Origin of the sequence: Streptomyces sp. F63 (genome assembly GCF_018070345.1) — a bacterium.
GTDB lineage: Bacteria > Actinomycetota > Actinomycetes > Streptomycetales > Streptomycetaceae > Streptomyces.
Window position 1 is genome coordinate 1 of sequence record NZ_JAGPXX010000034.1, and the last position, 25,949, is coordinate 25,949.

A 25,949-nucleotide genomic window follows, 5' to 3' on the forward strand; every position below is an offset into this window, starting at 1 on the left:
CGCACGCCGGCAACCACGTTACGCAGACATGCCGCCCGAAGCAGCCCGGCATTGCGCCGGGCCAGGCGGTCGTCAGGCCCCTCATCAGCGGTCAAGCGGTGCCCCGAAGCCCGGCGGCAACACCCCCAGGTCATCCGTACGACAGGGGGCACACAGCCATACCGGACCCGGGGGCCAGGCGCCCCATTGCGGGGCCACGAAAAAGGTAACGGGGCGCATGGGCGGTCCGCCCGGTGAGCGCTGTCGGTGCCCCGTGGGATGCTTGACCGCGATGGCCAGAAAGACGACGACCGACGACCCGCTCAACCCCGTCACCCTCGCCGTGGGGCAGGAGGAGCTGCTCCTGGAACGCGCGGTGCGGGAGGTGATCGCGGCGGCGCGCGCCGCCGACGCCGACACCGACGTGCGCGACCTCACGCCCGACGCCCTGCAGCCCGGCACCCTCGCGGAGCTGACCAGCCCCTCGCTGTTCGCCGAGCGCAAGGTCGTGGTGGTACGGAACGCACAGGACCTCTCGGCCGACACGGTGAAGGACGTCAAGGCCTATCTGGGCTCGCCCGCCGAGGAGATCACCCTCGTGCTGGTCCACGCCGGGGGCGCCAAGGGCAAGGGGCTGCTGGACGCGGCACGCAAGGCGGGCGCCCGGGAGGTCTCCTGCCCGAAGATGACGAAGCCCGCCGACCGGCTGTCCTTCGTCCGCGGTGAGTTCCGTGTCGCGGGGCGGTCCGCGACCGCGGAGGCGTGCCAGGCGCTGGTCGACGCCCTGGGCAGTGATCTGCGGGAGCTGGCGAGCGCCTGCTCGCAGCTCGCCGCCGATGTCGACGGCCCGATCGACGATGCCGTCGTGGCGCGCTACTACACGGGCCGCGCCGAGGCCTCCGGTTTCACGGTCGCCGACCGGGCGGTCGAGGGCCGGGCCGCCGAGGCGCTGGAGGCACTCCGCTGGTCCCTGGCCACCGGTGTCGCCCCCGTATTGATCACCAGTGCGCTGGCTCAGGCGGTCCGGGCCATCGGGAGGCTGGCGTCCGCCCCGCGCGGGGCCCGGCCCGGTGATCTCGCCCGTGACCTGGGCATGCCGCCCTGGAAGGTCGACCGGGTGCGGCAGCAGATGCGCGGCTGGTCGGCCGACGGGGTGTCCACCGCGCTGCGGGCCGTCGCGGAGGCGGACGGCGCCGTCAAGGGCGGTGGCGCCGACCCCGGTTACGCCCTGGAGAAGGCCGTGGTGGCGGTGGCCCGCGCGGCCCGCCCAGCCGGCCGGCGCGGCTGACCCGGGCCGGACCGCCTTCACCGGCGCGACTCCGCCCGTATCACCCGCCCGTATCACCCGTCCGCCACAGCTCGCGCGGCCCCTGCCCGTGCTGTCACCCCGCGGGGCTCTTCGTACCGTCCCGTCGCGCGGCTCCGCCGCATCACCGCGGTCGGCGGCCCGCCGCCGGGCCCGGCCGGGCCGAGGGGCCCGTACGCCGAAGGCCCCGTACCACCCTGGGGAAGGGTGCTACGGGGCCTCGCGGTCCGAGCTGGGTGCGCCGCACCCGCGTGGCGAACGCAGGCCGCGTGCGGCGCGGTTCCGCGGCGGGGCCGCGGAGGAGAGTGCCGGTTCGGAGCGGTTGAGAGGGCCCGCTGGGTCCTGACCGGCGGAATCCGGGAAACGATCCCGGGTCGAGCGAGTGCCGTACGGCTTCCCGCGGCGTGCGGCCGGCGGGGCGGTTCCGTACCGCGGGTGAAGCGGAGGGGCGGAGGTCAGCCCTTGAGGGAGGCGACCCGGTGGGCCAGCGCCGACTTCTTGTTGGCGGCGGCGTTCTTGTGGATGACGCCCTTGCTGGCGGCCTTGTCCAGCTTCTTGGCGGCCTCGCGGGCGGCGGTGGTGGCCTTCTCCAGGTCACCGGCCTCCACGGCCTCGCGGGTCTTGCGGATCGCGGTCTTCAGCGAGGACTTGACGGCCTTGTTGCGCTGGCGCGCCTTCTCGTTGGTCTTGTTCCGCTTGATCTGGGACTTGATGTTCGCCACGTAAAGAGCCTTTGCAGCTTCGTCGGATTCTCGGGTGCGCCGTGCGCCGTGTCGTTTCAACGAAGAGGGCACGAGACGCGATGGACCAGGCTACCAGCAGGGCCGAGGCCTCCCAAACCGGACCGGGCGCCGCGGTCATGGGACGATGGGGGGACTGTCACAGACCCGGCCAAGCTGCGCCTCATCACCGAATGGACCCTGCGTGCCCGCGACCCCTACCCCTGTGCCGGAGCCGAGCCGTACCGATCCGGCGCTGATCCGCAACTTCTGCATCATTGCGCACATCGACCACGGCAAGTCGACGCTCGCCGACCGGATGCTCCAGCTGACCGGTGTGGTCGAGCAGCGTCAGATGCGCGCCCAGTACCTCGACCGCATGGACATCGAGCGCGAACGCGGCATCACGATCAAGTCCCAGGCCGTGCGGCTGCCCTGGGCGCCCGGAGGGGGCGAGAACCAGGGCGCCACCCATGTGCTCAACATGATCGACACTCCCGGCCACGTCGACTTCACCTATGAGGTCTCCCGTTCCCTGGCCGCCTGCGAGGGCTGCATCCTGCTGGTGGACGCGGCCCAGGGCATCGAGGCCCAGACCCTCGCCAACCTGTATCTGGCGATGGAGAACGACCTCACGATCATCCCGGTGCTGAACAAGATCGACCTGCCGGCCGCACAGCCCGAGAAGTTCGCCGCGGAGCTGGCGCATCTCATCGGGTGCGACCCGTCCGACGTGCTGAAGGTCTCCGCGAAGACCGGCGAGGGCGTCGAGGCGCTGCTCGACAAGGTCGTCGCCGAGGTCCCGGCGCCGGTCGGCGACGCCGACGCGCCCGCTCGCGCGATGATCTTCGACTCCGTGTACGACGCCTACCGCGGTGTGGTGACGTATGTGAAGGTCGTCGACGGCCACCTCGCCAAGCGCGAGCGGATCCGGATGATGTCCACCGGCGCCACCCACGAGCTGCTGGAGATCGGTGTCTCCTCCCCCGAGATGAAGCCCTCCGACGGCCTGGGCGTCGGTGAGGTCGGCTATCTCATCACCGGGGTGAAGGACGTCCGCCAGTCCAAGGTCGGCGACACCGTCACGCTGCTCAACAAGGGTGCCACCGAGGCCCTGGGCGGCTACAAGGACCCCAAGCCGATGGTGTTCTCCGGTCTCTATCCGCTGGACGGCTCCGACTACCCGGAGCTGCGGGACGCCCTGGACAAGCTCCAGCTCAACGACGCCGCCCTGGTCTACGAGCCGGAGACCTCCGCCGCGCTCGGCTTCGGCTTCCGCGTCGGCTTCCTGGGCCTGCTCCACCTGGACGTGATCCGTGAGCGGCTGGAGCGCGAGTTCGGTCTCGATCTGATCGCCACCGCGCCGAACGTGATCTACCGCGTGATCATGGAGGACGGCACCGAGCACACCGTCACCAACCCCAGCGAGTTCCCCACCGGCAAGATCGCCGAGGTGCATGAGCCGGTCGTCCGGGCCACCCTGCTCGCGCCCAGCGAGTTCATCGGGGCGATCATGGAGCTCTGCCAGACCCGCCGCGGCACGCTGCTGGGCATGGACTACCTCTCCGAGGAACGGGTCGAACTCCGCTACACCCTGCCCCTGGCCGAGATCGTCTTCGACTTCTTCGACGCCCTGAAGTCCAAGACCCGCGGCTACGCCTCGCTCGACTACGAGCCCACCGGCGAGCAGACCGCCGACCTGGTCAAGGTCGACATCCTGCTGCACGGCGACAAAGTGGACGCCTTCTCGGCGATCACGCACAAGGAGAAGGCGTACGCCTACGGGGTGCGGCTCGTCGCCAAGCTGCGCGAGCTCATCCCGCGGCAGAACTTCGAGGTGCCGATCCAGGCCGCCATCGGCAGCCGGGTCATCGCCCGCGAGACCGTCCGCGCCATCCGCAAGGACGTCCTCGCCAAGTGTTACGGCGGTGACATCTCCCGGAAGCGGAAGCTGCTGGAGAAGCAGAAGGAGGGCAAGAAGCGGATGAAGATGGTCGGCAGCGTGGAGGTGCCCCAGGAGGCCTTCATCGCGGTGCTGTCCTCCGACTCCGCCGCCGGCGAGAGCAAGGGCAAGAAGTAGACCGCGGCGGCCGCTGCCACCGCGACACACCCTGAAGGCGCCCGTCCTCCCCGGGGCGGGCGCCTTTGTGCTGGCCACGCCCCCGGGGAGGGGGGAATTCCGCTTCGTGAACGAGTGGCACTCAGACCCTTACAAACGAGCCGGTCGCACTCTACTCTGGGCCTGCCTGAAGGTTACTCGCCGGTTAAACAAGTTCCGTTGCAGCACCACAGCGGGGCACGGAGGATTGTCGTGAGCGACACGCAGACGTTGATTGAGAACAGGCCGCCCTCCGTGGCGACTCTTTTCCTCGACCGGGTCGAGTCGACCCCGGACCGGGAGGCCTACCGCTACCCGGTCCCGCCTGCCTCGGGCAAGGGCCCCGACGAGTGGCGCTCCTACACCTGGGGACAGGCGGCCGAGCGGGTCTTCGCCGCGGCCGCCGGTCTGATCGAGCTGGGCGTGGAGGCCGAGCAGCGGGTCGCCATCGCCTCCAACACCCGGGTCGAGTGGATCCTCTCCGACCTGGGCATCCTCTGCGCCGGCGCTGCCACCACCACGGTCTACCCGAGCACGAACGCCGAGGAGACGGCCTACATCCTCGCCGACTCCAGCAGCCGGGTGCTGATCGCCGAGGACGCCGCACAGCTCGCCAAGGTCCGCGAACGGCGAGCCGAACTCCCCGAGCTGGCGCATGTCGTGGTGCTCGACGAGGCCGCCGCCGCGCCCGCCGAGGGCGACCCGGAGGGCTGGGTCCTCTCCCTCGCGGAGCTGGAGCGGCGCGGCGCGGCCCGGCTGGAGAAGGAGCCGGACCTGATCCGCAAGCGGGTCGCCGCGATCACCTCCGACCAGCTTGCCACCCTCATCTACACCTCCGGCACCACCGGCAGGCCCAAGGGCGTGCGGCTCCAGCACGACTGCTGGTCGTACATGGCCCGGGCGATCGAGGCCAGCGGGCTGGTCACCGGTGAGGACGTGCAGTACCTCTGGCTGCCGCTCGCGCACGTCTTCGGCAAGGTCCTCACGGCCGGCCAGATCGGCGTCGGGCACGTCACCGCGGTCGACGGCCGCATTGACAAGATCATCGAGAACCTGCCGGTGGTGAAGCCGACCTACATGGCGGCCGTGCCGCGGATCTTCGAGAAGGTCTACAACGGGGTGGCGGCCAAGGCCCGGGCCGGCGGCGGCGCCAAGTACAAGATCTTCCAGTGGGCGGCCGGCGTCGCCCGCGAGTACGCCCGGGTGTCCCAGGACAACTACCGCCGCACCGGCAAGGCGGGCGCCCCGACCGGCCTGACGATCAAGCACGCCATCGCCGACAAGCTCGTCTACGCCAAGCTGCGCGAGGCCTTCGGCGGCAATCTGCGGGCGGCCATCTCCGGCTCCGCGGCCCTCGCCCCCGACATCGGCTTCTTCTTCTCCGGCGCCGGCATCCACATCCTGGAGGGCTACGGTCTCACCGAGTCCAGCGCCGCCAGCTTCGTCAACCCCGGCGAGGCCTACCGCACCGGCACGGTCGGCAAGCCCATGCCCGGCACCGAGGTGCGCATCGCCGACGACGGCGAGATCCTGCTCCGCGGCCCCGGCATCATGCAGGGCTACCACGGACTGCCGGAGAAGACAGCGGAGGTGCTGGAGGCCGACGGCTGGTTCCACACCGGGGACATCGGCGAGCTCTCCGCCGACGGCTACCTGCGGATCACCGACCGCAAGAAGGACCTGATCAAGACCTCGGGCGGCAAGTACATCGCCCCCGCCGAGGTCGAGGGCCAGTTCAAGGCGGTCTGCCCGTTCGTCTCCAACATCCTGGTGCACGGCGCCGACCGGAACTTCTGCACCGCCCTGATCGCGCTCGACGAGCCTACGGTCATGGGCTGGGCCGAGGAGAACGGGATGGCCGGCAGGCCGTACGCCGAGATCGTCGCCTCCCCGGAGATGCACCAGCTCATCGACGGCTACGTGCAGCGGCTCAACGAGGGGCTGCAGCGCTGGCAGACGATCAAGAAGTTCCGCATCCTGCCGCGGGACCTCGACGTCGAGCACGGCGAGCTCACCCCGAGCCTCAAGCTCAAGCGCCCGGTCGTGGAGCGCGAGTACAAGCATCTGATCGATGAGATGTACGCGGGGTCGCGTGAGGCGTGAGGTGCGCGGCGGTGGGGCGCCCCGGGGTACGGGGGGCTCCCCGGAGGGTGGCTGCCGGGCAGCTGACCGGTGAGATGTACGCGGGGGCGCAGGAGGCGTGACCGCGGGAAGGGCCCGGGCCCGGTGTGGAGGTGATCCGCGCCGGGCCCGGGCCGTGTCCGGCCCTCCCGGATCCCGCACTCCTGGTTCCGCGCTCCCGGTTCCGCACTCCCGGACCGCCCGCCCGGACCGTTCGGGGACCCGTGGCGATGACGGACAATGGCCGGTATGCCCTCCGTACTGCCCGACGGCGAACCCGTGCCCGACGACGGGGCGCTGCCCGCTCACGCCCTCGACGGCGCCGCGGAGCGGCCCCTCGGCTTCTACCTCCATGTGCCCTATTGCGCCACGCGCTGCGGCTACTGCGACTTCAACACCTACACCGCCGGCGAGCTGCGCGGCTCCGGGGGTGCTCTCGCCTCGCGCGAGAACTACGCCGAGACGCTGGCCGAGGAGGTGCGGCTGGCGCGCAAGGTGCTCGGCGACGACCCGCGCCCGGTCGAGACCGTCTTCGTCGGCGGCGGCACGCCGACCCTGCTGCCCGCCGCCGGCCTGTCGCGGATGCTGGGGGCGGTCCGGGACGAGTTCGGGCTGGCCGAGGGCGCCGAGATCACCACCGAGGCCAATCCGGAGTCGGTGGACCCCAGTTATCTCGAAGCGCTGCTGGAGGGCGGTTTCAACCGGATCTCCTTCGGGATGCAGAGCGCGAAGGAGCACGTCCTGCGGGTGCTGGACCGCACCCACACCCCCGGCCGTCCCGAGGCCTGCGTCGCCGAGGCGCGCGCGGCCGGCTTCGCGCACGTCAACCTCGACCTCATCTACGGCACCCCGGGGGAGAGCGACGACGACTGGCGGGCCTCCCTGGACGCGGCGGTCGGCGCGGGCCCGGACCACATCTCCGCCTACGCCCTGATCGTCGAGGAGGGCACGGGGCTCGCCCGGCGCATCCGGCGCGGCGAGGTGCCGATGACCGACGACGACGTGCACGCGGACCGCTACCTGATCGCCGAGGAGCGGCTGTCCGCGGCCGGTTTCCACTGGTACGAGGTGTCGAACTGGGCGACCACCGAGGCCGCCCGCTGCCGCCACAACGAGCTGTACTGGCGCGGCGCCGACTGGTGGGGCGCGGGCCCCGGCGCGCACAGCCACGTCGGCGGGGTGCGCTGGTGGAATGTGAAGCATCCGGGGGCGTACGCCCAGGCGCTCGCCGAGGGGCGTGCCCCCGGGGCCGGCCGCGAGGTGCTGACGGCCGGGGACCGGCGCGTCGAGCGGATCCTCCTCGAACTGCGGCTCTCCGACGGCTGCCCGCTGGACCTGCTGGCCCCGGCCGGCCGGCGCGCGGCGGCCCGCGCGGTGGCGGACGGCCTGCTCCGGCCCGGGCCGTACGAGCGCGGCCGGGCGGCGCTGACGCTGCGGGGCCGGCTGCTTGCCGACGCGGTGGTCCGCGACCTGGTGGACTGACCCGGGCGCCGCGCACCGTGCACCACGCACCGGGGCTCCGCGGGGCCGGGCGGGGGCTCCCCGCGGGTCCGGCGGGCTACGGGGCCGTCACATGGTCGATGAGCTCCTCGACCCGCCCGAGAAGCTCCGGCTCCAGGTCCCGGAACGTGTGCACGGAGGACAGGATGCGCTGCCAGGCCGCGCCGGTGTTCTCGGGCCAGCCCAGGGCCCGGCAGACGCCCGTCTTCCAGTCCTGGCCCCGGGGGACCGACGGCCAGGCGGGAATGCCGGCGGAGGCCGGCTTCACGGCCTCCCAGATGTCGATGTACGGATGGCCGACGACGAGGACGTGCTCGCCCCAGGTGCCGTCCGCCATGACCCGGGCCGCGATCCGCGACTCCTTGGACCCGGGCACCAGGTGGTCGACGAGCACCCCGAGCCGCGCGTCCGCCGACGGCCCGAACTCCCGTACCACCGCCGGGAGGTCGTCGATGCCTTCCAGGTACTCGACCACCACGCCCTCGATGCGCAGGTCGTCGCCCCAGACCCGTTCGACGAGTTCGGCGTCGTGCCGGCCCTCCACGTAGATCCGCCCGGCGCGCGCGACCCGGGCCCGCGCTCCCGGGACAGCGATCGACCCCGAGGCGGTGCGGGCGGGGCGGCGCGGGGCGGCGGCCGAGGCGGCCGAGGGGCGCACCAGGGTGACCGTGCGCCCCTCCAGCAGAAAGCCGCGCGGCCCCATCGGGAAAACCCGGTGCTTGCCGAAGCGGTCCTCCAGGGTCACCACCGGCCCCTGGGCCGTCTTCTCGCTGCGGATCACCGCGCCGCAGAACCCGGTGGCGGCCTCCTCCACCACGAGACCGGGCTCGGCCGCCACCTCGGGCACCGGCTCGGTCTTCTTCCACGGCGGGGTCAGGTCGGGCCCGTACTGTCTGCTGCGCATGGGCACCGACGATACGAACGGCGGGCGGGCGCCGGTCACGACACGCCGAACCGCGCCGCCAGCGCCTCGCGTTGGGCCCGGACGAAGCGGGCGTCCACCACCGCTCCGTGACCGGGCACGTACAGCGCGTTCGCGCCGCCGAGTTCCACCAGCCGGTCCAGCGCGGCGGGCCAGCGCCCGGGTACGGCGTCCGGGCCGGCCTGCGGCTCCCCCGACTGCTCCACGAGATCGCCGCAGAACACGACGCAGGGGTCGCCGGGCACCAGCACCACCAGGTCGTGCGGGGTGTGCCCGGGCCCGATGTTGACGAGCACGGCCTCCCGGCCGCCGCCGAGGGCCACCGCCATCTCGCCCGAGACGAGGTGCCGCGGCCGGACCAGCAGATCGGCGGCCTCGGCCGCGTCCCCGGCGTCCAGCCCGTGCCGGACCGCGTCGGCGGCCACCGTCTCCCGCCCGCCGGCCAGCAGCCGGTCCAGGCCCACGGCGGCGTACGTCTCGGCGCCGGCGAAGGCCGCGGCGCCGAGTACGTGGTCGAAATGCCCGTGGGTGAATGCGAGATGGGTCACGTCCCGGCCCGCCAGGCGCCGTGCCCACCGGCGGATGTCCGCCCCCTCGGCGAGGCTCGCTCCCGCGTCCACGACCAGGACCGCGTCCGGCCCGTGCACCAGCCCCGCCGTGGCGTCCCAGCGCGGCAGACGGCGGCGTGCGACGCCGCGCGCCAGGTGCTCCCCGCCCGCCTCTTCCCAACCGCGTTCCATACGATGACGCTAGCCGCAGGCGGGTGTTCGTGTCCGCCCGGTGCGCTGTCCACCGGCCGTGTATTCGCCCGGTGACGGGTCCGCCCTTGCCCTCGCCGTACCACACCGCCGTACACTTGGCCGGGGAAACTGGCACTCGTCCGGATCGAGTGCCAAGGACCGGGACGAGGACCGGGACCGAGAGACCGACTGGAGGTGAGCGCGATGCTGAGCGAACGCAGACTCGAAGTGCTGCGCGCCATCGTCCAGGACTACGTCGGCACCGAGGAGCCGGTCGGCTCCAAGGCACTCACGGAGCGCCACCGCCTCGGGGTGTCGCCCGCCACCGTGCGCAACGACATGGCGGCGCTGGAGGACGAGGGCTTCATCGCCCAGCCGCACACGAGTGCCGGACGCATCCCCACGGACAAGGGCTACCGGCTGTTCGTCGACAAGCTCGCCGGTGTGAAACCGCTCTCGACGGCGGAGCGCCGGGCCATTCAGAACTTCCTCGACGGCGCCGTCGACCTCGACGACGTGGTGGGCCGCACGGTGCGGCTGCTCGCGCAGCTGACCCGGCAGGTGGCGGTGGTGCAGTATCCGTCGCTCACCCGCTCGACCGTGCGCCATGTCGAACTGCTGTCCATGGCGCCCGCGCGGCTCATGCTCGTCCTGATCACCGATACCGGACGGGTCGAGCAGCGCATGGTGGACTGCCCGGCGCCGTTCGGCGAGACCTCGCTGGCCGATCTGCGGGCCCGCCTCAACAGCGCGGTGTCCGGCCACCGTTTCGCGGAAGTGCCGCGCTTGGTGCAGGATCTTCCGGAGTCCTTCGAGACGGAGGACCGCGGGACGGTCTCCACGGTGCTCGCCACCCTCATGGAGACGCTCGTCGAGGAGACCGAGGAGCGGCTGATGATCGGCGGTACCGCCAATCTCACCCGCTTCCGCCACGACTTCCCGCTGACCATCCGGCCCGTGCTGGAGGCCCTGGAGGAGCAGGTCGTGCTGCTGAAGCTGCTCGGCGCCTCCGAGGAGCCCGGAATGACGGTGCGTATCGGGCATGAGAACGCCCATGAGGGCCTGACGTCCACCTCCGTCGTCGCCGTCGGCTACGGTTCGGGCGACGAGGCGGTGGCGAAACTCGGCGTGGTCGGACCGACCCGCATGGATTACCCCGGAACGATGGGAGCGGTACGCGCAGTGGCACGTTACGTCGGACAGATCCTGGCGGAGTCGTAAGTGGCCACCGACTACTACGCCGTACTGGGCGTGAGCCGGGACGCTGGACAGGACGAGATCAAGAAGGCGTTCCGCCGTCTCGCACGCGAGCTGCACCCGGACGTCAATCCGGACCCCAAGACGCAGGAGCGGTTCAAGGAGATCAACGCCGCCTACGAGGTGCTCTCGGACCCGCAGAAGAAGCAGGTCTACGACCTCGGCGGGGACCCGGTGTCCGGGGCCGGCGGCGGTGGCGCGGGCCCCGGCTTCGGCGGGGCCGGCTTCGGCAACTTCTCCGACATCATGGACGCGTTCTTCGGCACCGCCTCGCAGCGCGGCCCGAGGTCCCGCACCCGGCGCGGCCAGGACGCGATGATCCGGCTCGAGGTCGAGCTGGACGAGGCCGCGTTCGGCACCACCAAGGACATCCAGGTCGACACGGCCGTCGTCTGCAACACCTGCAGCGGCGAGGGCGCCGCCCCCGGCACCTCCGCCCAGACCTGCGACATGTGCCGCGGCCGCGGCGAGGTCTCCCAGGTGACGCGGTCCTTCCTGGGCCAGGTCATGACCTCCCGCCCCTGCCCGCAGTGCCAGGGCTTTGGCACCGTCGTGCCCACGCCGTGCCCCGAGTGCGCGGGCGACGGCCGCATCCGCTCGCGGCGCACGCTGACCGTCAAGATCCCGGCGGGTGTGGACAACGGCACCCGCATCCAGCTCGCCGGTGAGGGCGAGGTCGGCCCCGGTGGCGGCCCGCCCGGCGACCTCTACGTCGAGATCCACGAGGTGCCGCACCCCGTCTTCCAGCGGCGCGGTGACGATCTGCACTGCACGGTCACCATCCCGATGACGGCGGCGGCCCTCGGCACCCAGTGTCCGCTGGAGACGCTGGACGGCCTGGAGGAGGTCGACATCCGGCCCGGTACCCAGTCCGGCCAGTCGATCCCGCTCCACCAGCGCGGCATCACGCATCTGCGCGGCGGCGGGCGCGGCGACCTCATCGTCCACGTCGAGGTGCAGACGCCGGCCAAGCTCGACCCCCAGCAGGAGGACCTGCTCCGGCAGCTCGCCAAGATCCGCGGCGAGGAGCGCCCGGCCGGCCACTTCCAGCCCGGCCAGCAGGGTCTCTTCTCCCGGCTGAAGGACGCCTTCAACGGCCGCTGAACCCGAACCGGTGGGCGGCACAACCGTGTGACACCCCGGCCCCGGCGGACGGCCGGGGCCCGGGGCCGTTCCGCCGGGCCGTTCCGCCGGGCCGTTCCGCCGGGCCGTTCCGCCGGGCCGTTCCGCCGGGACCGCTTGGTGGAGAGAACCGGGGGAAGAGTCCGGCCGCCCGGTCCTCCGTGACACCATGTGCCGCATGGCTGCAGCAACGGGGGGTGCCCCCGCGGTGACGGACCTCTTCCGGTATCCGATCGTCCAGGCGCCCATGGCGGGCGGGGCCTCCCGCCCGGAGCTGGCCGCCGCCGTGTGCCGGGCCGGCGGGCTGGGATTCCTGGCCGCCGGCTACAAGACGCCCGAGGCCGTGTACCAGGAGATCCGGTTGCTGCGCGGGCTCACCGACCGCCCCTTCGGGGTCAACCTGTTCCTGCCGCAGCGCCCCGTCGCCGACTCCGCCGCGGTCGCCGTCTACGCGGAGCAACTCGCCGGGGAGTCCTCCTGGTACGCCACCCCGCTCGGCGACCCCGACCCCGACACGGCCGGCGACGACGGCTACGAGGGGAAGCTCGCCGTCCTCACCGACGCCCCGGTGGCCGTGGTCTCCTTCACCTTCGGCTGTCCCGACGCCGGTGTGCTGCGGGCCCTGGCCCGCGCGGGCACCGTCACCGTCGTCACCGTCACCTCCGTGGCCGAGGCGCGGACGGCCGAGGCGGCCGGTGCCGCGGCGGTGTGCGTGCAGGGTGTGGAGGCCGGCGGCCACCAGGGCACCCACCGGGACGACCCGTATGCCGACCGCGGTGCGCCCGGGCTCGGGCTGCTGACGCTGCTCGCCCAGGTCCGTGAGGCCGTGGACCTTCCGCTGATCGCGGCGGGCGGGCTGATGCGGGGCTCGCAGATCGCGGCCGTCCTGGCGGGCGGAGCGGTCGCCGCGCAGCTCGGCACCGCCTTCCTGGCCTGCCCGGAGTCGGGCGCGCACCCCGTCCACAAGCGGGCGCTGACCGATCCGCTCTTTCCGCACACCGAGCTGACCCGGGCCTTCACGGGGCGCCCGGCGCGGGGGCTCGTCAACCGTTTCCTGCGGGAGCACGGCCCGTACGCCCCGGCCGCGTATCCGCAGGTGCACCGGATGACGGCCGGGCTGCGCCGGGCGGCCGCCCACGCGGGCGACCCGCAGGGCATGGCCCTCTGGGCCGGGCAGGGGCACCGGATGGCGCGGACGCTCCCCGCGGAGCAGCTGGTACGGACCCTGGTGGCCGAACTGGACGCGGCCCGTGCGGCCCTCGTCGCCGGCCCGTACGGCGCCGGTGCCGCGACCGGTCCGGAGAGCCCGGCCGGCCCGCCGGCCGCACCACCCGAGAAAGGTGAGCCCGCATGACGGCACCGGTGTTCCTGACCGACCCCGAGCGTCCGCCGGCCCCCGGCCGGTTCGTGCTCGACGGCCCCGAGGGGCGCCACGCCGTCTCCGTGCGGAGGCTGCGCGCCGGCGAGGAGATCGTGCTGACGGACGGCCGGGGAACCGGCGGGTACGGCACGGTGGCGGCCGTCGAGGGCAAGGACCGCCTGGAGGCCGAGATCACCGAGGTTCGCCACGAGCCGGAGCCCAGCCCCCGGATCACCGTCGTCCAGGCGTTGCCGAAGGGCGACCGCGGCGAACTCGCCGTGGAGACCATGACGGAGACCGGCGTGGACGCCGTCGTGCCCTGGACGGCGGCCCGCTGCATCACGCAGTGGAAGGGTGAGCGGGGCGCCAAGGCGCTCGGCAAGTGGCGGGCCACCGCCCGCGAGGCGGGCAAGCAGGCCCGCCGCCTCAGGCTGCCGGAGGTGCCGGGCCCGATGAGCACGCGCCAGGTCGCCGGTCTGCTGTCCGGCGCCGCGTTCGCCGCCGTGCTGCACGAGGAGGCCGCCGAACCGCTGGCCACCGCCGTGCTTCCGGAGGGCGGGGACATCGTGCTCGTGGTCGGCCCGGAGGGCGGTGTCTCACCGGAGGAGCTGGCGGCGTTCACGGCGGCGGGTGCGAAGCCGTACCGGCTGGGGCCGACCGTCCTGCGCACCTCCACGGCCGGTACGGCCGCCGCCGCGCTGCTGCTGGGGCGCACGGGCCGCTGGTCCTGACCCCCTCGACACCTCGACACCTTGACACCTCGACACCTCGACACCGGATCGGTCCGGTCCGGCCCGCAGGACCGTGCGAGGGCGGCTACGGCCGCCAGGAGCCGAGCAACTGGAGGACCTCGTTCAGCGGTCTCCGCAGCGAGGTGCTGTCCGCGACCACCGTGCGCCCCTGGGCTTCGAATTCGTAGACGAAGGCGTCGGTGGTGGGCCGGTTGAAGGTGCGCGCGGGCAGCCGCGCGTACCGCTCGCTCGCCAGGACGTCGCGCAGCTCGGTCACCTGTGCGTCCCGCATCCGCCCGGACCGCGGCACACCGCTCCGCCGGACGGTCTCGACGGTGCCGTCCGCCTCCACGGTCACCCGGCTGGTGTGGCCGGCCACGCCGCCGCTGACGGTGAGCGTCAGCAACGGCCCTCCGGCCACCGGCGGCCGGGAGGGGGCCGGTGCCGGGGCCGTGCCGTCGCTCTGCCCACAGGCCGCGAGGGAGAGGACCACCGCGGCGGCCGCCCCGGCAGCCGCGGCCCGGTGCGGCATCCGGCGACGGGGAACGCGGCGGGTGGCGGTGTCCGCGGGCGGGGCGGAACTCATGGCTGGTCTCCTCCTGGCGGTGGTCGCCCGCCAGTATGGTCCCGTACCGCGCGGTAGGGGACCCCTCCCGGAGGGCCGGGCGGGGCCGGTGGCCCTGCGCCCCGGCCGGCGCGGCCGGCGCGGCCGGGCGCGCTCCCCGGTGTGCCGCTGCGATGCCGCCCGTCAACGCCCCCGCCGGGGGAGGCCGTTCGCCGGACCGCCGTACGCCGTTGGGGTGCCGCTGTGTGCCGCCGCAGACCGTGCCGCGGACCCGGCCCCGCCACCACAGCGCCGTCCGGCGGAGCTCCGGGGCGGCCCGGCCGGCCCGGCCGCCCCGTGGGCCCGTCAGAGCGGCGGGAGTTCCGGCGGGGTCTTGGCCGGGTTCTCCGCCAGGGCCGCCAGCGCGATCCGCACCGCCTCGTCGAGCTGCGGGTCGCGGCCGGCCGCGGAGTCCTGTGGGGTGTGCACCAGCTCGACGTCCGGATCGACACCGTGGTTCTCCACGGCCCAGCCGCAACCCTCCATCCATGTCGCGTACTTGGGCTGGGTGACGCCCGTGCCGTCCACCAGGTCGTAGCGGCCGTCGAAGCCGATGACGCCGCCCCAGGTGCGGGTGCCGACGACCGGGCCGATGCCCAGCGCCTTGATGGCGGCGTTGACGATGTCGCCGTCGGAGCCGGAGAACTCGTTCGCGACCGCGACGACCGGCCCGCGCGGAGCGTCCTGCGGATAGCTGAACGGCCGCGTCCCGCGCGGAAGATCCCAGCCGATGATGCGGCGGGCCAGCTTCTCCACGACGAGTTGCGAGGTGTGCCCGCCGCGGTTCTCCCGGACGTCCACGATCAGCCCGTCGCGCGTGACCTCCACCCGCAGATCGCGGTGGAGCTGCGCCCAGCCGGAGCCCACCATGTCCGGCACGTGGAGGTAGCCGAGCCGGCCGCCGGATGTCTCGTGCACATGGGCGCGCCGTCCGGCGACCCAGTCGTGGTAGCGCAGCGGCTCCTCGTCGGCGATGGGGACGACGACGGGGTACCGCGGGGATCCGCCGCCGGCCGGGGCGACCGTCAGTTCGACGGGCTTGCCGGCCGCCCCGACGAGCAGCGGGCCGGGGCCCAGCAGCGGGTCGACGGGCCGGCCGTCCACGGCGAGGATCGCATCCCCGGCCCGCACCGCGACACCGGGCGCGGCGAGCGGGGAACGGGCTTGCGGGTCGGACGTCTCGGACGGCAGCACGCGCGCCACGCGCCACACGCCCTCCTCGTCCCGTTCCAGATCGGCCCCGAGCAGGCCCTGCCGGTGCGCGGAGTCGGTCCAGCCGCCCGGTGGGTTGACGTAGGCGTGCGAGGTGCCCAGCTCGCCCTGGACCTCCCAGAGCAGGTCGACGAGGTCGCTGTGCGTGGCCACCCGGTCCAGCACCGGCCGGTAGCGCTGCAGGACGCCGTCCCAGTCGACGCCGCCGAGGTCCGGCCGCCAGAAGTTGTCCCGCATCAGCCGGCCGGCCTCCGCGTACATCTGCCGCCACTCGGCGGCCGGGTCGACCATGAGCCGTACCCGGGAGAGGTCGACGGTGACGTTGTCGTCGCTGTCGTCGTCGCCGGGCTTGCTGTCGGCCGGCACCAGGCGGAGCTTGCTGCCGGTGGAGAGCAGCACCCGCTTGCCGTCGCCGGTGACCGCGTAGTCGTCGGCGTCGTCGGCCAGGTGTTCGAGCCGTTGCTGCACGAGGTCGTAGCGGTCCAGGGCGGTGGACGGCCCGGAGGCGTCCGGGGCCAGGGCGGAGCCCAGCACCCCGCGCAGCGGGTGGCGCAGCCACAGGACGCCGCCCTCGGCGGCCCGCAGGGTGGAGTAGCGGGCGGCCTCGACGGGGAACGGCACGATGCGGTCGGCCAGCCCGTCCAGATCGACGCGGGTGACGGGCACCGAGGACGACGAGCCGGACGAGGAGCCCGCGCGGCCCTCCCCCTCGTCGCCGTCGTTGCGCTCGGGCGTCGGCGGACGCCCGTGGCGCTGCGGGCCGAACGGTGAGGGCGTGGAGGCGGCGAGCGTGATCAGATGCGGCCGGCAGGCGCCCACGAAGGCCAGGTCGAAGACGTGGACGTCATAGATCGGGTCGAAGGCGCGTTCGGAGAGGAAGGCCAGATGCCGACCGTCGGTGGTGAAGGCGGGCGAGAAGTCGCGGAAGCGCAGCGGGGTGGCCTCGGACACGGACAGATCGGCGGTGTTGGCGATCTTGAGCTGGCGGAGCGCCCCCGGCCCGGGGTGCGACCAGGCCAGCCAGCCGGAGTCCGGGGAGAAGACCAGGCCGTCGGCGTCGCCGTCCTCGCTCCGGTCCACCTCGCGGATCTCCCCGGACTCGCGCTCCACGAGCAGGACCCGTCCGTCGTGCGAGGCCACGGCGATCCGGCCGCCGTCCGGGGCCACGGCCAGATCCAGCACGCGCCCGAGCCGCCCGGCGCCGATGCGGCGCGGCCCGCTGCCCGGCTCGGCGCCGGAGGCCGGGGCGATGGCCAGCGCGTCGTCGCCCTCGGCATCCGTCACCCAGACGACGTGCTCGGTGCCGTCCACCCCGAACGTGCGCGGCAGCCGCGCACGCTGCCCGGGTTCGGCGGCGAGCGCGCGGGCCGGGCCCTCCCGGTGGGTGACCCAGTGGACGGTGCCGCGCACCTCCACGGCGCTGCCGCGGCCGGTGTGGTCGGGCCGGGCCTCCCCCAGGTGGTGTGCGGCGCGCACCGGGTGCGGCTGGAGGTCCGTGCGGGAGCCGCCGAGGCGGAGGCCGAGGCGGCGCGGCTCGGCGCTGTCGAGGTCGTCCAGGAGCCAGAGTTCACCAGCGGCGGCGTAGGCGACGCGGGTGCCGTCGCCGGTGGCCTGCCGGGCGTAGAAGCCGTCGAGGGGGGAGTGCCGGCGCAGATCACTGCCGTCGGGCAGTGAGGAGTACAGGGCCCCGGTGCCGTCGTGGTCGGAGAGGAACGCGATACGCCCGCCCGCCCACAGCGGCTGCTCGATGTTGCCGTCCAGACCGGCGTGAATCCGTTCGAACTCGCCGTCGCCGCTGGCGTCGAGCCAGAGCTTGCCGGCCGCGCCGCCCCGGTAGCGCTTCCAGGACGAGGCGTCGCGCCCCATGGTCGCGGACAGCAGCAGCACGGCGCCCTCGGGCCCGTACGCCACGTCGCCGACCGGCCCGTACGGCAGGGTGCGCGCGGGACCGCCGTCCAGCGGCACGGCCCGCGCCCAGGTGCGGCGCAGGGACGCCTGCCCGGCGGCGGTCACCGCCAGCACCTCGCCTTCGGGCGTCCAGCCGCGCACGGCCGTACGGGCGTTGCCCCAGTACGTCAGCCGCCGGGACGGGCCGCCGTCGACGGGGGCCACATGGACCTCCGGCGACCCGTCGCGCGTGGACGTCCAGGCGATGTGCCGGCCGTCGGGGGATATCCGCGGATGCGACACCGGCATGTTGTCGGCGCTCACACGCCAGGCACGGCCGCCGTCGAGCGGTGCCGCCCAGACGTCGTCCTCGGCGGTGAAGGTGATCAACTCACCGTGCGGATGCGGGTAGCGGAGGTACGAAGGCTGCGTCACAACTGCAACCCTATTCACCCATTACCGGAGCGAACAGGGGGCACCGGCGGTTCCCGGCCGGGACGGGGCCTTCCGCCCCCAACGCACCGGTGCCGCCGGACGGTTGCGGCCGGGGCCGCGAGGCCGGCGGGGCCGCCCCCGGACGGCAGCGGCCCCGCCGGACCGGTCATGTCGTCGCCCGGGGCTCAGGCCGGGAAGCCCCCGACCTTGAGAGCGGCGACGAAGGCGGACCAGCGATCCGCCGGGAAGACCAGCGCGGGCCCGTGGGGGTTCTTGCTGTCCCGGACGGGGACGCGCCCGGGGTGGCCGTCGGAGACCTCGATACATCCGCCGCCTCCGTTGTCGCTGTAGCTCGATTTGCGCCAGGAAGGCAGAGCCGAGGCATCAGGAATCACAGTCATCCTCGTACTCTTTCAGGTATTCGGAGATCAAGTCGATGGATGCGTCGTCCGTCAGGGCCAGTGACCGTGCCAGATCGAATCGGTCGGTGAGATCGACCACCCTGCGCGTCGATTCCACCGCTTCCCCGGTGTCGAAACTCTCGACCAGGGCGATGGTCCTGCCCTCTTTCAGGGTCATGAGAGTCAACCCCCCTCCCAGCATGGGGTGTGCCCCCTCGGCGAACGGCAGGATCTGGACCGTGACGCGGGGCTGGGACGCCATGTGCAGCAGATGGCGGAGTTGTGCGGACATGCGCCTTGGGCCGCCCACTGGGCGCTTTAGCGCCGCTTCATCCATGATTGACCAGTAGTACGGAGGTTTCTCCTGGTAGAGAATTCTCTGCCGACGCAAACGAACGGTGACGCGCGCATTTCTATCCTCCTCGGATTCGCCGGGAAGTGACCTGCGAAACAATTCGCGCGCGTATTCCTCGGTTTGGAGAAGTCCCGGAACCAGGCTGCTGGTGAATACCTGGATCCGTTCCGCCTCGGGTTCCTTGCTCACGACGGTGCGGCTGTAGTCGGCGATGACCGACGCGTGGGCGATCTCCAGCAGTTCGCCCAACACGCCGTCGGTGTCGAAGAAGCTGTCCAGCGAGTTCACCAGCGCCTCGGAGGGGAGTTGCTCCCCCAGTTCCACCCGGCCGAGATAACTGTGCGAATATCCGCCCACCTGTTCGGACGGTTGGCGTAGTGACAGTTCCCTGCGCTCCCGCATCCTGCGGAGTCGGCGCCCCAGCCTGACCCGTGGTGTGAGCTGGTCGGATTCATTGTTCAGCTCCACTTCGACCGAACCTTCTTTCGTGCAACTGGCCGTCCACGCAGCCCTATTGGTGACGGCTCGGATATGTACCCCAGTGTGCCCGGACAGCGATGGTGGTGTGGTCACTCCCGCCAATTCCGGTCGCGCGCATACACATTCCTGTTCGCGGCCGGGGCGTGGTCACCGCATCAAGGAGCGTCAGCAATGCCGGGCTTTGCCAGCCGTCCCGACCCCGCGTCCCCGGACCGCTCGCGTCCGCCGTCCGAAAGCCGGTCGGCGGAACACGCGGGCCACCCCGTCGTCCTGCGCTGGAGCCGTCACCCGAGCTGCGTCGGGCTGGCGCGGCTGGAGTTGCGCAAGGCGCTGGCCGACTGGGGACTGGCCGCGCTGGAGGAGTCGGCCACGCTGGTCCTCTCCGAACTCCTCACCAACGCCGGTCGGCACGCCCGCGTATCGCCGGGACGGCAGATCGAGACCCGGTACATCCCGGCGTTGCCGAGCGGCCTGCGGATCGAGGTCCACGACGCCTCGCCCGCCCGGCCCGAACTCTGCGCGCCGGACCCGGACGCGTGCGGAGGCCGGGGACTGCTCCTCGTGGCCGCCCTCGCCGACTCCTGGGGCATCGGCGACCGGAACGGCCCGGGGAAGGTGGTGTGGGGGCACCTGTCGCTTCCGGCCCGAGGGGACGACACTTCACCGTGACTGGACTCACACGGCTCCCGCGTGTGCTGCCATCACTCGGTGTCGAGATGATCCACGAAGATGCCCACGAGGATGCGCTGCCCCAACCGGGGGGCGGGGAGACTGAAGTGCACGCGATTACGGGCGGGGTGCTGTTTGGCGTGCCATTCGCACCGGTAGATCTCACCCTCGTGTTTGACGTCGCGCTGCTTCATGATCTTAGTCTTGGAGCGGGTTTTGACGCTCTCGGGTGAGAGCGTGATGCCATGGCTGCCGAGCAGTTGCTGGACGGCCCTGGTGTTGCCGGGGTGCGCGGCCAGGGCGTCTGTGAAGTGGTCGTGCACGACGGCCAGCACATTGACCACCCAGTCGCGTAAGTCCTGGTAAGAGCCGTCGAACTTGCGGAAGGTGAGTGACTCGGCGAAGACGAGCCCTGGGAAGGCCGCGGCGGCTCTGGCGAAGAAATCACCCTCCGGGACGTTCTCCCGGACGAAGAGCTCACGCCAGAAGCCGGCGAGAGCGGAGGTCTCGGCGATGAAGTAGACGTCTGCTCCCGTCTCCCCGCCGGTCACCGGGTGCCAGCCCCGTCGCCCGACTGCGGGGAAGACGAGACATCCGACGTTGTGGCCGCGCACTCCCTGCCACAGCGCGTACCCCACCGACCATGCGAGTTCCTGCACGACTCCGGCGATCTCCACCTGGTCCGGCAGGCCGGGGAGTTCGGTGTCCCAGGAGGGGCAGCGGTCCATCAGACCAGCCATCCGCAGCCGCGCGTCCCTGCCGGCGCGCGGCTCGGCGCCGCCGTACAGGATCTCGTACAGCTCAACACCGTCCGCGCACTCGGTCTCGCTCCACCAGGGCGATACGGCGATCCCGTGTTGTTCGCGCAGCTCCGTGAGCGCGTCGCTGAAATCATTCAACAGGTCCGTGAGCCGGTCCTCCGTGAGTCCCCGAAAGTCAAAGGACGACTCGTCGACGACGAAGCGGTACGGCTCACCTGACTCCGCGCCTGGCACGCGCCAACCTCCCCAGGTCATGTTCCATCTGGTCGAAGAAGCCCGCCGGCCAGTCGGTCAGTTCGCCCTTCGCGGTGAACTCAATGGGTGCGGCTCCGGCTGCCTCTTCGCCGAAGTAATGGACGAGGGCGTCCTCGGGTGCCAGCACCCGTTCCTCCGCCACGGCGAGGCGGGCGCCGTTCAGCACATGGTCGCTGTGGGTCTCCACGATCACCTGAGTGCCGGCGCCCGCGACCCGTGCCAGGAAGCGGCCCAGCTTGGACTGGCCACCCGGGTGCAGGTGTGCCTCGGGATTCTCCACGATCAGAAGATCACCGGGGCGGGAGAGGAGGCCGGCCACGATGACTGGCAGCGCATAGGAGAAGCCGAACCCCATGTTGGTCGGACGGATCGGTTCACTCAGCAGACCTGGTTCCTGGAAGCGGATGGTGCTCGCCGTGATGCCCGGGGGCCACTGGGCCGTGATCTTGACGGGCCGGATGATGTCGGATGCCCAGGTCTCCACCTGCGTACGGAGGATGGTGACGCCGTGGGTGGCAGCGGTGCCCGGGTGCAGCAGTTCTGCGGCCACCTGATCACTTTCGTGGAGAGCGAGCACCTGCGCGGTGAACTCACCCTGCGTCCCGACACCGATCCGGTCTGGATGTTCGGCGGATACGCCCAGTTGGTCCCGAGGGCCGAGCCGCTCGGCACAGAGGTAGGTGAAGCCACATCCGCGGCCGTGCAACTCGGGCAGCATGCGCTCGGGAGCTGTCGCGTCCACGAGGTATAGCGCCTGCTCGTCGGGGACTTCGAAGCGGTGGACGACAGGGGCGAAGGCAGGGTCGCTGTTGTCGAGCCGGATCTCGATGACCGAATCCGGCGCGGACGGGTGCAGCACCTCATGAGCCTCTCCCAGCGCCAGTCCGTACGGTCCATTCAGCTGCACCACGCCACTGCCCCTGGAATCCGCCAATTGCCGGGCCATCAGCAGCGCTTGAATGGTGGTGCTCTTGCCGGTGCCGTTCAGGCCGGTCAGCACCGTGAAAGGCCGGAACGTGAAGGACGCATCGGTGAAACGCTTGAAGTTCCGGATCCCCAGCGAGGTGATCACGCGCCTGCCTCCGCAGCGCGCGCGGTGGCTTCGAAGCGGTAGAGAACGCGGCGGACGTCACCCGTAGACGAGGTGATCGCCTCCAGATACCGGTAGTCGTTCGTCATGAGCTCGCGCGCCGCCCTGATGATGTCCTTCCGACGGCGTTCCAGATCCTCTGGGTCGCTGTCAGCCAGTGTGATCGACCAGGTCTCGAATAGAGCGCGGTTGATCGGGTTTCTTCCGGACACGCCCAGCGGCCACTTGCGGAAGGCGTATTCGGCGAAGACTGTGCGTGCGTTTCGCATGGCCTTTTCGAAGGCGGACTTGAGTTCCTCGACACGTTCGCTGGATACCTCCTTCGGGTTGTCCAGCATGGCCGTGGTGCGTTGCAGAAACGGGTCCATCGCCGGGCCCTTGGCGTGCGCATAACCGTCCACTCCCAGCAGCCAGAACGCGGCGAAGCGCAGTGCCATCTCCCGGTCATTCATCCGAAGGTGGCCGCCCAGGTTGTTCGTCGCCTCGTTGAACGCCGCCGTTGAGGTCATCGCCTTGAGGATCGCCCGGCTGCGGTCCCGGCTCATGCAGTGCCGGATCTCCTGGGCGCTGAGGGGGGTCCCGCCGGTGTTGATGCGCTTGAAGATGTCATACATGACGTCTGTCGGAGTCGTCGGATCGATGACGTGGGCGACGATCTGCGCGTTGTTGATGCGCCGCTTCCACGGCGCGGGGAGGTCGTCGAACCGCTTCCCCTCGACGGTTTCCTTGAGATATTCGAGCCCTTTCAACGCGAAGCCCGCACCCTCCCCGCCGCGCACGAAGTCGTGGATGGTCGACAGCCGCTGAAGCCCGTCGACCACGCGCATGTACCCGTCGGTGTCTTCCGCGAAATAGAACGCGGGGAGCGGGATCTGCAGGAGCACCGACTCGATGAGCCTGGACTTCTGCCCCAGCTTCCAGACCCGGCCCCGCTGGAAGTCGGGAGCGAGCTCCAGCGAATCATCGTCGATCATGTCCAGAGCGTTGCGCAGCGAGAATTGCCGGGTATTGACCCTGATCTGCTCCGGATTCCAGGGCCGGTCGATCTCGGGGAGGGCGTCGTCGTTCTCCTCCTCCGCTTCGACGTCGGTGGCTTTGTCGAGGAAGTACTCCTCCGTAATCTTCTGCGGGTGCTGGCGCTCCGGGGTCGTCATGGACGCGATCGTATCGGGGGACTACGGCCCGGCTCCCCGTGTTCGAAGCGGAACTCCCGATGCCGGGCGCGCTGGCCGCCCGGCCGGTTGCGCTGGCACGACGTACCCCGCCGGGCGACGCGGGCACGGCGGGCGGAAGATCCGGCCGGTAGCATGCCGCCAGACCGGCCGGGTGCCGGCCGGTCACCACCGGTCACCGGACCGGCCGACCAGCCGCCGGTCGCCGACCGGCCGGCCACCGAACGAACGTGCCGAGGAGGTCCGCTGATGGCGGGAGAGCCGCAGGCCGACTGTCTGTTCTGCAAGATCGTGGCGGGGGAGGTGCCGGCCACCCTCGTGCGCGAGAGCGAGACGACGGTCGCCTTCCGCGACATAAACCCCCAGGCTCCGACGCACGTTCTCGTCATCCCCAAGGCGCACCACCCCGACGCGGCGTCCGTCGCGGCGGCCGATCCGCAGCTCGCCGCGGACATCCTGCGCGAGGCGGGCGCCGTCGCCGCCGACGAACACATCGACGGGTCCGGCTACCGCATCGTGCTCAACACCGGCGCCGGCGCCGGGCAGACCGTGTTCCACGTCCACGCGCACGTCCTCGGCGGACGCGGCCTCAACTGGCCTCCCGGGTAGTCCCCTTGACCCGCGAGCTGATCATCCTCGGCACCGCCAGCCAGGTGCCCACCCGGGAACGCAACCACCACGGCTGCATACTGCGCTGGGACGGCGAGGGCATCCTGTTCGACCCCGGCGAGGGCACCCAGCGGCAGATGCTCTACGCGGGCGCGGCCGTCCACGACATCACCCGCATCTGCGTGACGCACTTCCACGGTGACCACTCGCTGGGCCTCGCCGGCGTCATCCAGCGCATCAACCTCGACCGGGTGCCCCACCCCGTCACCGCGCACTACCCGGCCAGTGGCGCCCACTTCTTCGAACGGCTCCGCTACTCCACCTCCTACTACGAGGCCGTGGAGCTGGACGAGCACCCGGTGCACGGGGACGGGGTCATCGCCGAGACCGAGCCGTTCACCCTGGAGGCCCGGCGGCTCTCGCACCCCGTCGAGGCCTACGGCTACAAGCTGACCGAACCGGACGGGCGCCACATGCTCCCCGAGCGGCTGGCCGCGTACGGCGTCTCCGGCCCCGACGTCGGCCGGCTGGCCCGGGAGGGCAGCCTGGAGACCGCGGAGCACGGCACCGTCCATGTCGAGCAGGTGAGCGAGGTGCGGCGCGGCCAGCGCTTCGCGTTCGTGATGGACACCCGGCTGTGCGAGGGCGCCGAGGCGCTCGCGGAGGGCTGCGACATGCTCGTCACCGAGTCCACCTTCCTCGACGAGGACGAACGGCTGGCGGCCGAGGCCGGCCACCTCACCGCCGGGCAGGCCGCCCGGCTGGCCACCGCCGCCGGGGTGCGGCACCTCGTGCTCACTCACTTCTCCCAGCGGTACACGGACGCGGAGGAGTTCGGGCGGCAGGCCCGCGCCGCCGGCTTCGACGGCGAGCTGACGGTGGCCCGGGACCTCCTGCGGGTCCCCGTACCGAAACGCCACTGACCTCCGGAAGGCCGCGGGAGGGCCCCGGGCGTCACCGGGGCGGCCCCGACAGGCCGGGAAAACCACTCGGGCCTGTCAGCCCCCCCGTCGTACCCTGGATCACGAGAGAAACCGCACGGCACAGATGCGGTGCACCGACGAAGAAGGCGGGACAGCAGGCCCCAGAGCCGGCCCATGACGCAGACACCTTCAGCACAGAACCCCGACGAGGGGCAGGCGCGCGCCCGCTTCACCGTCCCGGCCAATCACCCGATGGTGACGGTCCTGGGCTCCGGAGACTCCCTGCTGCGCGTGATCGAGAAGTCCTTTCCCCGCACCGACATCCACGTCCGGGGAAATGAGGTCAGCGCGGTCGGCGACCCGGCGGAAGTCGCCCTGGTCCAGCGCCTGTTCGACGAGATGATGCTGGTGTTGCGCACCGGCCAGCCGATGACGGAGGACGCCGTGGAACGCTCCATCGCCATGCTGCGCGCCCCCGAGAACGGCGAGGGCGGGCCCGAGACCCCGGCCCAGGTGCTCACGCAGAACATCCTCTCCAACCGCGGCCGCACCATCCGCCCCAAGACGCTCAACCAGAAGCGCTACGTCGACGCCATCGACCGGCACACGATCGTCTTCGGCATCGGCCCGGCCGGTACCGGCAAGACCTATCTGGCCATGGCCAAGGCGGTGCAGGCCCTGCAGTCCAAGCAGGTCAACCGGATCATCCTGACCCGGCCCGCCGTGGAGGCGGGGGAGCGGCTGGGCTTCCTGCCCGGCACGCTCTACGAGAAGATCGACCCGTATCTGCGCCCGCTCTACGACGCCCTGCACGACATGCTCGACCCCGACTCCATCCCCCGCCTGATGGCGGCCGGGACGATCGAGGTGGCGCCGCTGGCGTACATGCGCGGCCGGACGCTCAACGACGCCTTCATCATCCTCGACGAGGCGCAGAACACCAGCGCCGAGCAGATGAAGATGTTCCTCACCCGGCTCGGCTTCGACTCCAAGATCGTGATCACCGGTGACGTCACCCAGGTCGACCTCCCCGGCGGCACCAGGAGCGGTCTGCGCCAGGTGCAGGAGATCCTCCACGACGTGGAGGACGTCCACTTCGCCCGGCTGACGAGCACCGACGTGGTCCGGCACAAGCTGGTCGGCCGGATCGTCGACGCCTACGACCGCTACGACAGCCGGGAAGGCGGTCATGACGGCGCCCGGGGGCACACCCGGGGCCACGGGCACCCCGGCAAGTAGAC

General features: G+C 71.9%; 22 protein-coding genes. 12 read left to right on the forward strand and 10 right to left on the reverse strand.

The features are described from left to right. The first annotated feature begins 271 nt into the window (after nucleotides 1–271). A complete protein-coding gene (gene holA / locus KBZ10_RS24915) occupies nucleotides 272–1,267 on the forward strand; it encodes a DNA polymerase III subunit delta (RefSeq protein ID WP_210989971.1) in 996 nt (331 codons plus the stop codon). A gap of 473 nt (nucleotides 1,268–1,740) precedes the next feature. On the opposite strand, the gene rpsT is transcribed toward holA, so the two are convergent. Continuing rightward, complete coding sequence (rpsT, locus tag KBZ10_RS24920) at nucleotides 1,741–2,007, reverse strand: 30S ribosomal protein S20 (protein ID WP_030547367.1); 267 nt, start codon at nucleotides 2,005–2,007, stop codon at nucleotides 1,741–1,743. Nucleotides 2,008–2,209: 202 nt separating this feature from the next. Here rpsT and lepA point away from each other — a divergent pair, with 202 nt between their 5' ends. The 3 genes from lepA to hemW all read left to right on the forward strand — a co-directional run bounded on the left by lepA (nucleotide 2,210) and on the right by hemW (nucleotide 7,705). Next, a complete protein-coding gene (gene lepA, locus KBZ10_RS24925; protein ID WP_210989972.1) occupies nucleotides 2,210–4,084 on the forward strand; it encodes a translation elongation factor 4 in 1,875 nt (624 codons plus the stop codon). A 231-nt stretch (nucleotides 4,085–4,315) separates the two neighbouring features. Next, nucleotides 4,316–6,205: a long-chain fatty acid--CoA ligase gene (locus KBZ10_RS24930; RefSeq protein ID WP_210989973.1), complete on the forward strand. Its 1,890-nt coding sequence runs from the start codon at nucleotides 4,316–4,318 to the stop codon at nucleotides 6,203–6,205. A gap of 267 nt (nucleotides 6,206–6,472) precedes the next feature. Continuing rightward, a complete protein-coding gene (gene hemW, locus KBZ10_RS24935) occupies nucleotides 6,473–7,705 on the forward strand; it encodes a radical SAM family heme chaperone HemW (protein ID WP_210989974.1) in 1,233 nt (410 codons plus the stop codon). A 76-nt stretch (nucleotides 7,706–7,781) separates the two neighbouring features. Here the strand turns inward: hemW and KBZ10_RS24940 are convergent, their stop codons facing one another. Both KBZ10_RS24940 and KBZ10_RS24945 read right to left on the reverse strand, forming a co-directional pair. Further along, on the reverse strand, nucleotides 7,782–8,627 hold the full coding sequence (locus tag KBZ10_RS24940) for a DUF3097 domain-containing protein (protein ID WP_210989975.1): 846 nt from the start codon (nucleotides 8,625–8,627) through the stop codon (nucleotides 7,782–7,784). Between the two features lie 35 nt (nucleotides 8,628–8,662). Beyond that, a complete protein-coding gene (locus KBZ10_RS24945; RefSeq protein WP_210989976.1) occupies nucleotides 8,663–9,385 on the reverse strand; it encodes an MBL fold metallo-hydrolase in 723 nt (240 codons plus the stop codon). A 204-nt stretch (nucleotides 9,386–9,589) separates the two neighbouring features. Between KBZ10_RS24945 and hrcA the strand changes: the two genes are divergently transcribed. The 4 genes from hrcA (at nucleotide 9,590) to KBZ10_RS24965 (ending at nucleotide 13,855) form a co-directional block, all read left to right on the forward strand. Continuing rightward, entirely contained in the window at nucleotides 9,590–10,606 is a 1,017-nt protein-coding gene (gene hrcA / locus KBZ10_RS24950) for a heat-inducible transcriptional repressor HrcA (protein WP_210990023.1), read from the forward strand. After that, the gene (gene dnaJ / locus KBZ10_RS24955) at nucleotides 10,607–11,746 is read left to right on the forward strand and encodes a molecular chaperone DnaJ (RefSeq protein WP_210989977.1); all 1,140 of its coding nucleotides are present in this window, start codon (nucleotides 10,607–10,609) and stop codon (nucleotides 11,744–11,746) included. A 196-nt stretch (nucleotides 11,747–11,942) separates the two neighbouring features. After that, complete coding sequence (locus KBZ10_RS24960) at nucleotides 11,943–13,118, forward strand: nitronate monooxygenase (RefSeq protein ID WP_210989978.1); 1,176 nt, start codon at nucleotides 11,943–11,945, stop codon at nucleotides 13,116–13,118. Further along, nucleotides 13,115–13,855, forward strand: a complete 741-nt coding sequence (locus tag KBZ10_RS24965) for a 16S rRNA (uracil(1498)-N(3))-methyltransferase (RefSeq protein WP_210989979.1) — start codon at nucleotides 13,115–13,117, stop codon at nucleotides 13,853–13,855. The genes KBZ10_RS24960 and KBZ10_RS24965 overlap by 4 nt, the downstream gene beginning before the upstream one ends. 85 nt (nucleotides 13,856–13,940) lie before the next feature. Here the strand turns inward: KBZ10_RS24965 and KBZ10_RS24970 are convergent, their stop codons facing one another. From KBZ10_RS24970 to KBZ10_RS24985, 4 genes are all read right to left on the reverse strand, one after another. Next, a complete protein-coding gene (locus KBZ10_RS24970) occupies nucleotides 13,941–14,441 on the reverse strand; it encodes a hypothetical protein (RefSeq protein WP_210989980.1) in 501 nt (166 codons plus the stop codon). Nucleotides 14,442–14,765: 324 nt separating this feature from the next. Continuing rightward, nucleotides 14,766–17,993, reverse strand: a complete 3,228-nt coding sequence (locus tag KBZ10_RS24975; RefSeq protein ID WP_210989981.1) for a S41 family peptidase — start codon at nucleotides 17,991–17,993, stop codon at nucleotides 14,766–14,768. A gap of 185 nt (nucleotides 17,994–18,178) precedes the next feature. Then, a complete protein-coding gene (locus tag KBZ10_RS24980; protein WP_210989982.1) occupies nucleotides 18,179–18,394 on the reverse strand; it encodes a DUF397 domain-containing protein in 216 nt (71 codons plus the stop codon). Further along, a complete protein-coding gene (locus KBZ10_RS24985) occupies nucleotides 18,378–19,217 on the reverse strand; it encodes a DUF5753 domain-containing protein (RefSeq protein WP_210989983.1) in 840 nt (279 codons plus the stop codon). The genes KBZ10_RS24980 and KBZ10_RS24985 overlap by 17 nt, the downstream gene beginning before the upstream one ends. A gap of 183 nt (nucleotides 19,218–19,400) precedes the next feature. On the opposite strand from KBZ10_RS24985, the gene KBZ10_RS24990 reads away from it, so the two are divergent. Further along, the gene (locus KBZ10_RS24990) at nucleotides 19,401–19,898 is read left to right on the forward strand and encodes an ATP-binding protein (RefSeq protein WP_210989984.1); all 498 of its coding nucleotides are present in this window, start codon (nucleotides 19,401–19,403) and stop codon (nucleotides 19,896–19,898) included. A gap of 32 nt (nucleotides 19,899–19,930) precedes the next feature. Here KBZ10_RS24990 and KBZ10_RS24995 read toward each other — a convergent pair whose 3' ends face one another. From KBZ10_RS24995 to KBZ10_RS25005, 3 genes are read right to left on the reverse strand one after another with little or no spacing between them, the layout of a single operon-like run. Continuing rightward, nucleotides 19,931–20,893: a hypothetical protein gene (locus KBZ10_RS24995; protein ID WP_210989985.1), complete on the reverse strand. Its 963-nt coding sequence runs from the start codon at nucleotides 20,891–20,893 to the stop codon at nucleotides 19,931–19,933. Next, nucleotides 20,871–21,986, reverse strand: coding sequence for a DUF3696 domain-containing protein (locus KBZ10_RS25000; RefSeq protein WP_210989986.1), 1,116 nt, complete (start codon nucleotides 21,984–21,986; stop codon nucleotides 20,871–20,873). The genes KBZ10_RS24995 and KBZ10_RS25000 overlap by 23 nt, the downstream gene beginning before the upstream one ends. Next, complete coding sequence (locus tag KBZ10_RS25005; RefSeq protein WP_210989987.1) at nucleotides 21,983–23,158, reverse strand: DUF262 domain-containing protein; 1,176 nt, start codon at nucleotides 23,156–23,158, stop codon at nucleotides 21,983–21,985. Before KBZ10_RS25005 ends, KBZ10_RS25000 begins: the two co-directional genes overlap by 4 nt. A 267-nt stretch (nucleotides 23,159–23,425) precedes the next feature. Between KBZ10_RS25005 and KBZ10_RS25010 the strand changes: the two genes are divergently transcribed. The 3 genes from KBZ10_RS25010 (at nucleotide 23,426) to KBZ10_RS25020 (ending at nucleotide 25,947) form a co-directional block, all read left to right on the forward strand. Beyond that, on the forward strand, nucleotides 23,426–23,785 hold the full coding sequence (locus KBZ10_RS25010) for a histidine triad nucleotide-binding protein (protein WP_210989988.1): 360 nt from the start codon (nucleotides 23,426–23,428) through the stop codon (nucleotides 23,783–23,785). Between the two features lie 5 nt (nucleotides 23,786–23,790). Beyond that, entirely contained in the window at nucleotides 23,791–24,708 is a 918-nt protein-coding gene (locus KBZ10_RS25015) for a ribonuclease Z (protein WP_247702954.1), read from the forward strand. 174 nt (nucleotides 24,709–24,882) lie between these two features. Continuing rightward, nucleotides 24,883–25,947 (forward strand): PhoH family protein, encoded by a 1,065-nt coding sequence (locus tag KBZ10_RS25020; RefSeq protein WP_210989989.1) that lies wholly within the window; start codon nucleotides 24,883–24,885, stop codon nucleotides 25,945–25,947. Nucleotides 25,948–25,949: the final 2 nt, after the last annotated feature.

What these genes read in the sequence shown, in the direction of transcription:
- holA (WP_210989971.1), top strand. Translation starts at nt 272, where the DNA reads ATGGCCAGAAAGACGACGACCGACGACCCGCTCAACCCCGTCACCCTC.
- hemW (WP_210989974.1), top strand. Translation starts at nt 6,473, where the DNA reads ATGCCCTCCGTACTGCCCGACGGCGAACCCGTGCCCGACGACGGGGCG.
- KBZ10_RS24940 (WP_210989975.1), bottom strand. Translation starts at nt 8,627, where the DNA reads ATGCGCAGCAGACAGTACGGGCCCGACCTGACCCCGCCGTGGAAGAAG.
- KBZ10_RS24945 (WP_210989976.1), bottom strand. Translation starts at nt 9,385, where the DNA reads ATGGAACGCGGTTGGGAAGAGGCGGGCGGGGAGCACCTGGCGCGCGGC.
- hrcA (WP_210990023.1), top strand. Translation starts at nt 9,590, where the DNA reads ATGCTGAGCGAACGCAGACTCGAAGTGCTGCGCGCCATCGTCCAGGAC.
- KBZ10_RS24960 (WP_210989978.1), top strand. Translation starts at nt 11,943, where the DNA reads ATGGCTGCAGCAACGGGGGGTGCCCCCGCGGTGACGGACCTCTTCCGG.
- KBZ10_RS24965 (WP_210989979.1), top strand. Translation starts at nt 13,115, where the DNA reads ATGACGGCACCGGTGTTCCTGACCGACCCCGAGCGTCCGCCGGCCCCC.
- KBZ10_RS24970 (WP_210989980.1), bottom strand. Translation starts at nt 14,441, where the DNA reads ATGAGTTCCGCCCCGCCCGCGGACACCGCCACCCGCCGCGTTCCCCGT.
- KBZ10_RS24980 (WP_210989982.1), bottom strand. Translation starts at nt 18,394, where the DNA reads ATGACTGTGATTCCTGATGCCTCGGCTCTGCCTTCCTGGCGCAAATCG.
- KBZ10_RS24990 (WP_210989984.1), top strand. Translation starts at nt 19,401, where the DNA reads ATGCCGGGCTTTGCCAGCCGTCCCGACCCCGCGTCCCCGGACCGCTCG.
- KBZ10_RS25005 (WP_210989987.1), bottom strand. Translation starts at nt 23,158, where the DNA reads ATGACGACCCCGGAGCGCCAGCACCCGCAGAAGATTACGGAGGAGTAC.
- KBZ10_RS25010 (WP_210989988.1), top strand. Translation starts at nt 23,426, where the DNA reads ATGGCGGGAGAGCCGCAGGCCGACTGTCTGTTCTGCAAGATCGTGGCG.
- KBZ10_RS25020 (WP_210989989.1), top strand. Translation starts at nt 24,883, where the DNA reads ATGACGCAGACACCTTCAGCACAGAACCCCGACGAGGGGCAGGCGCGC.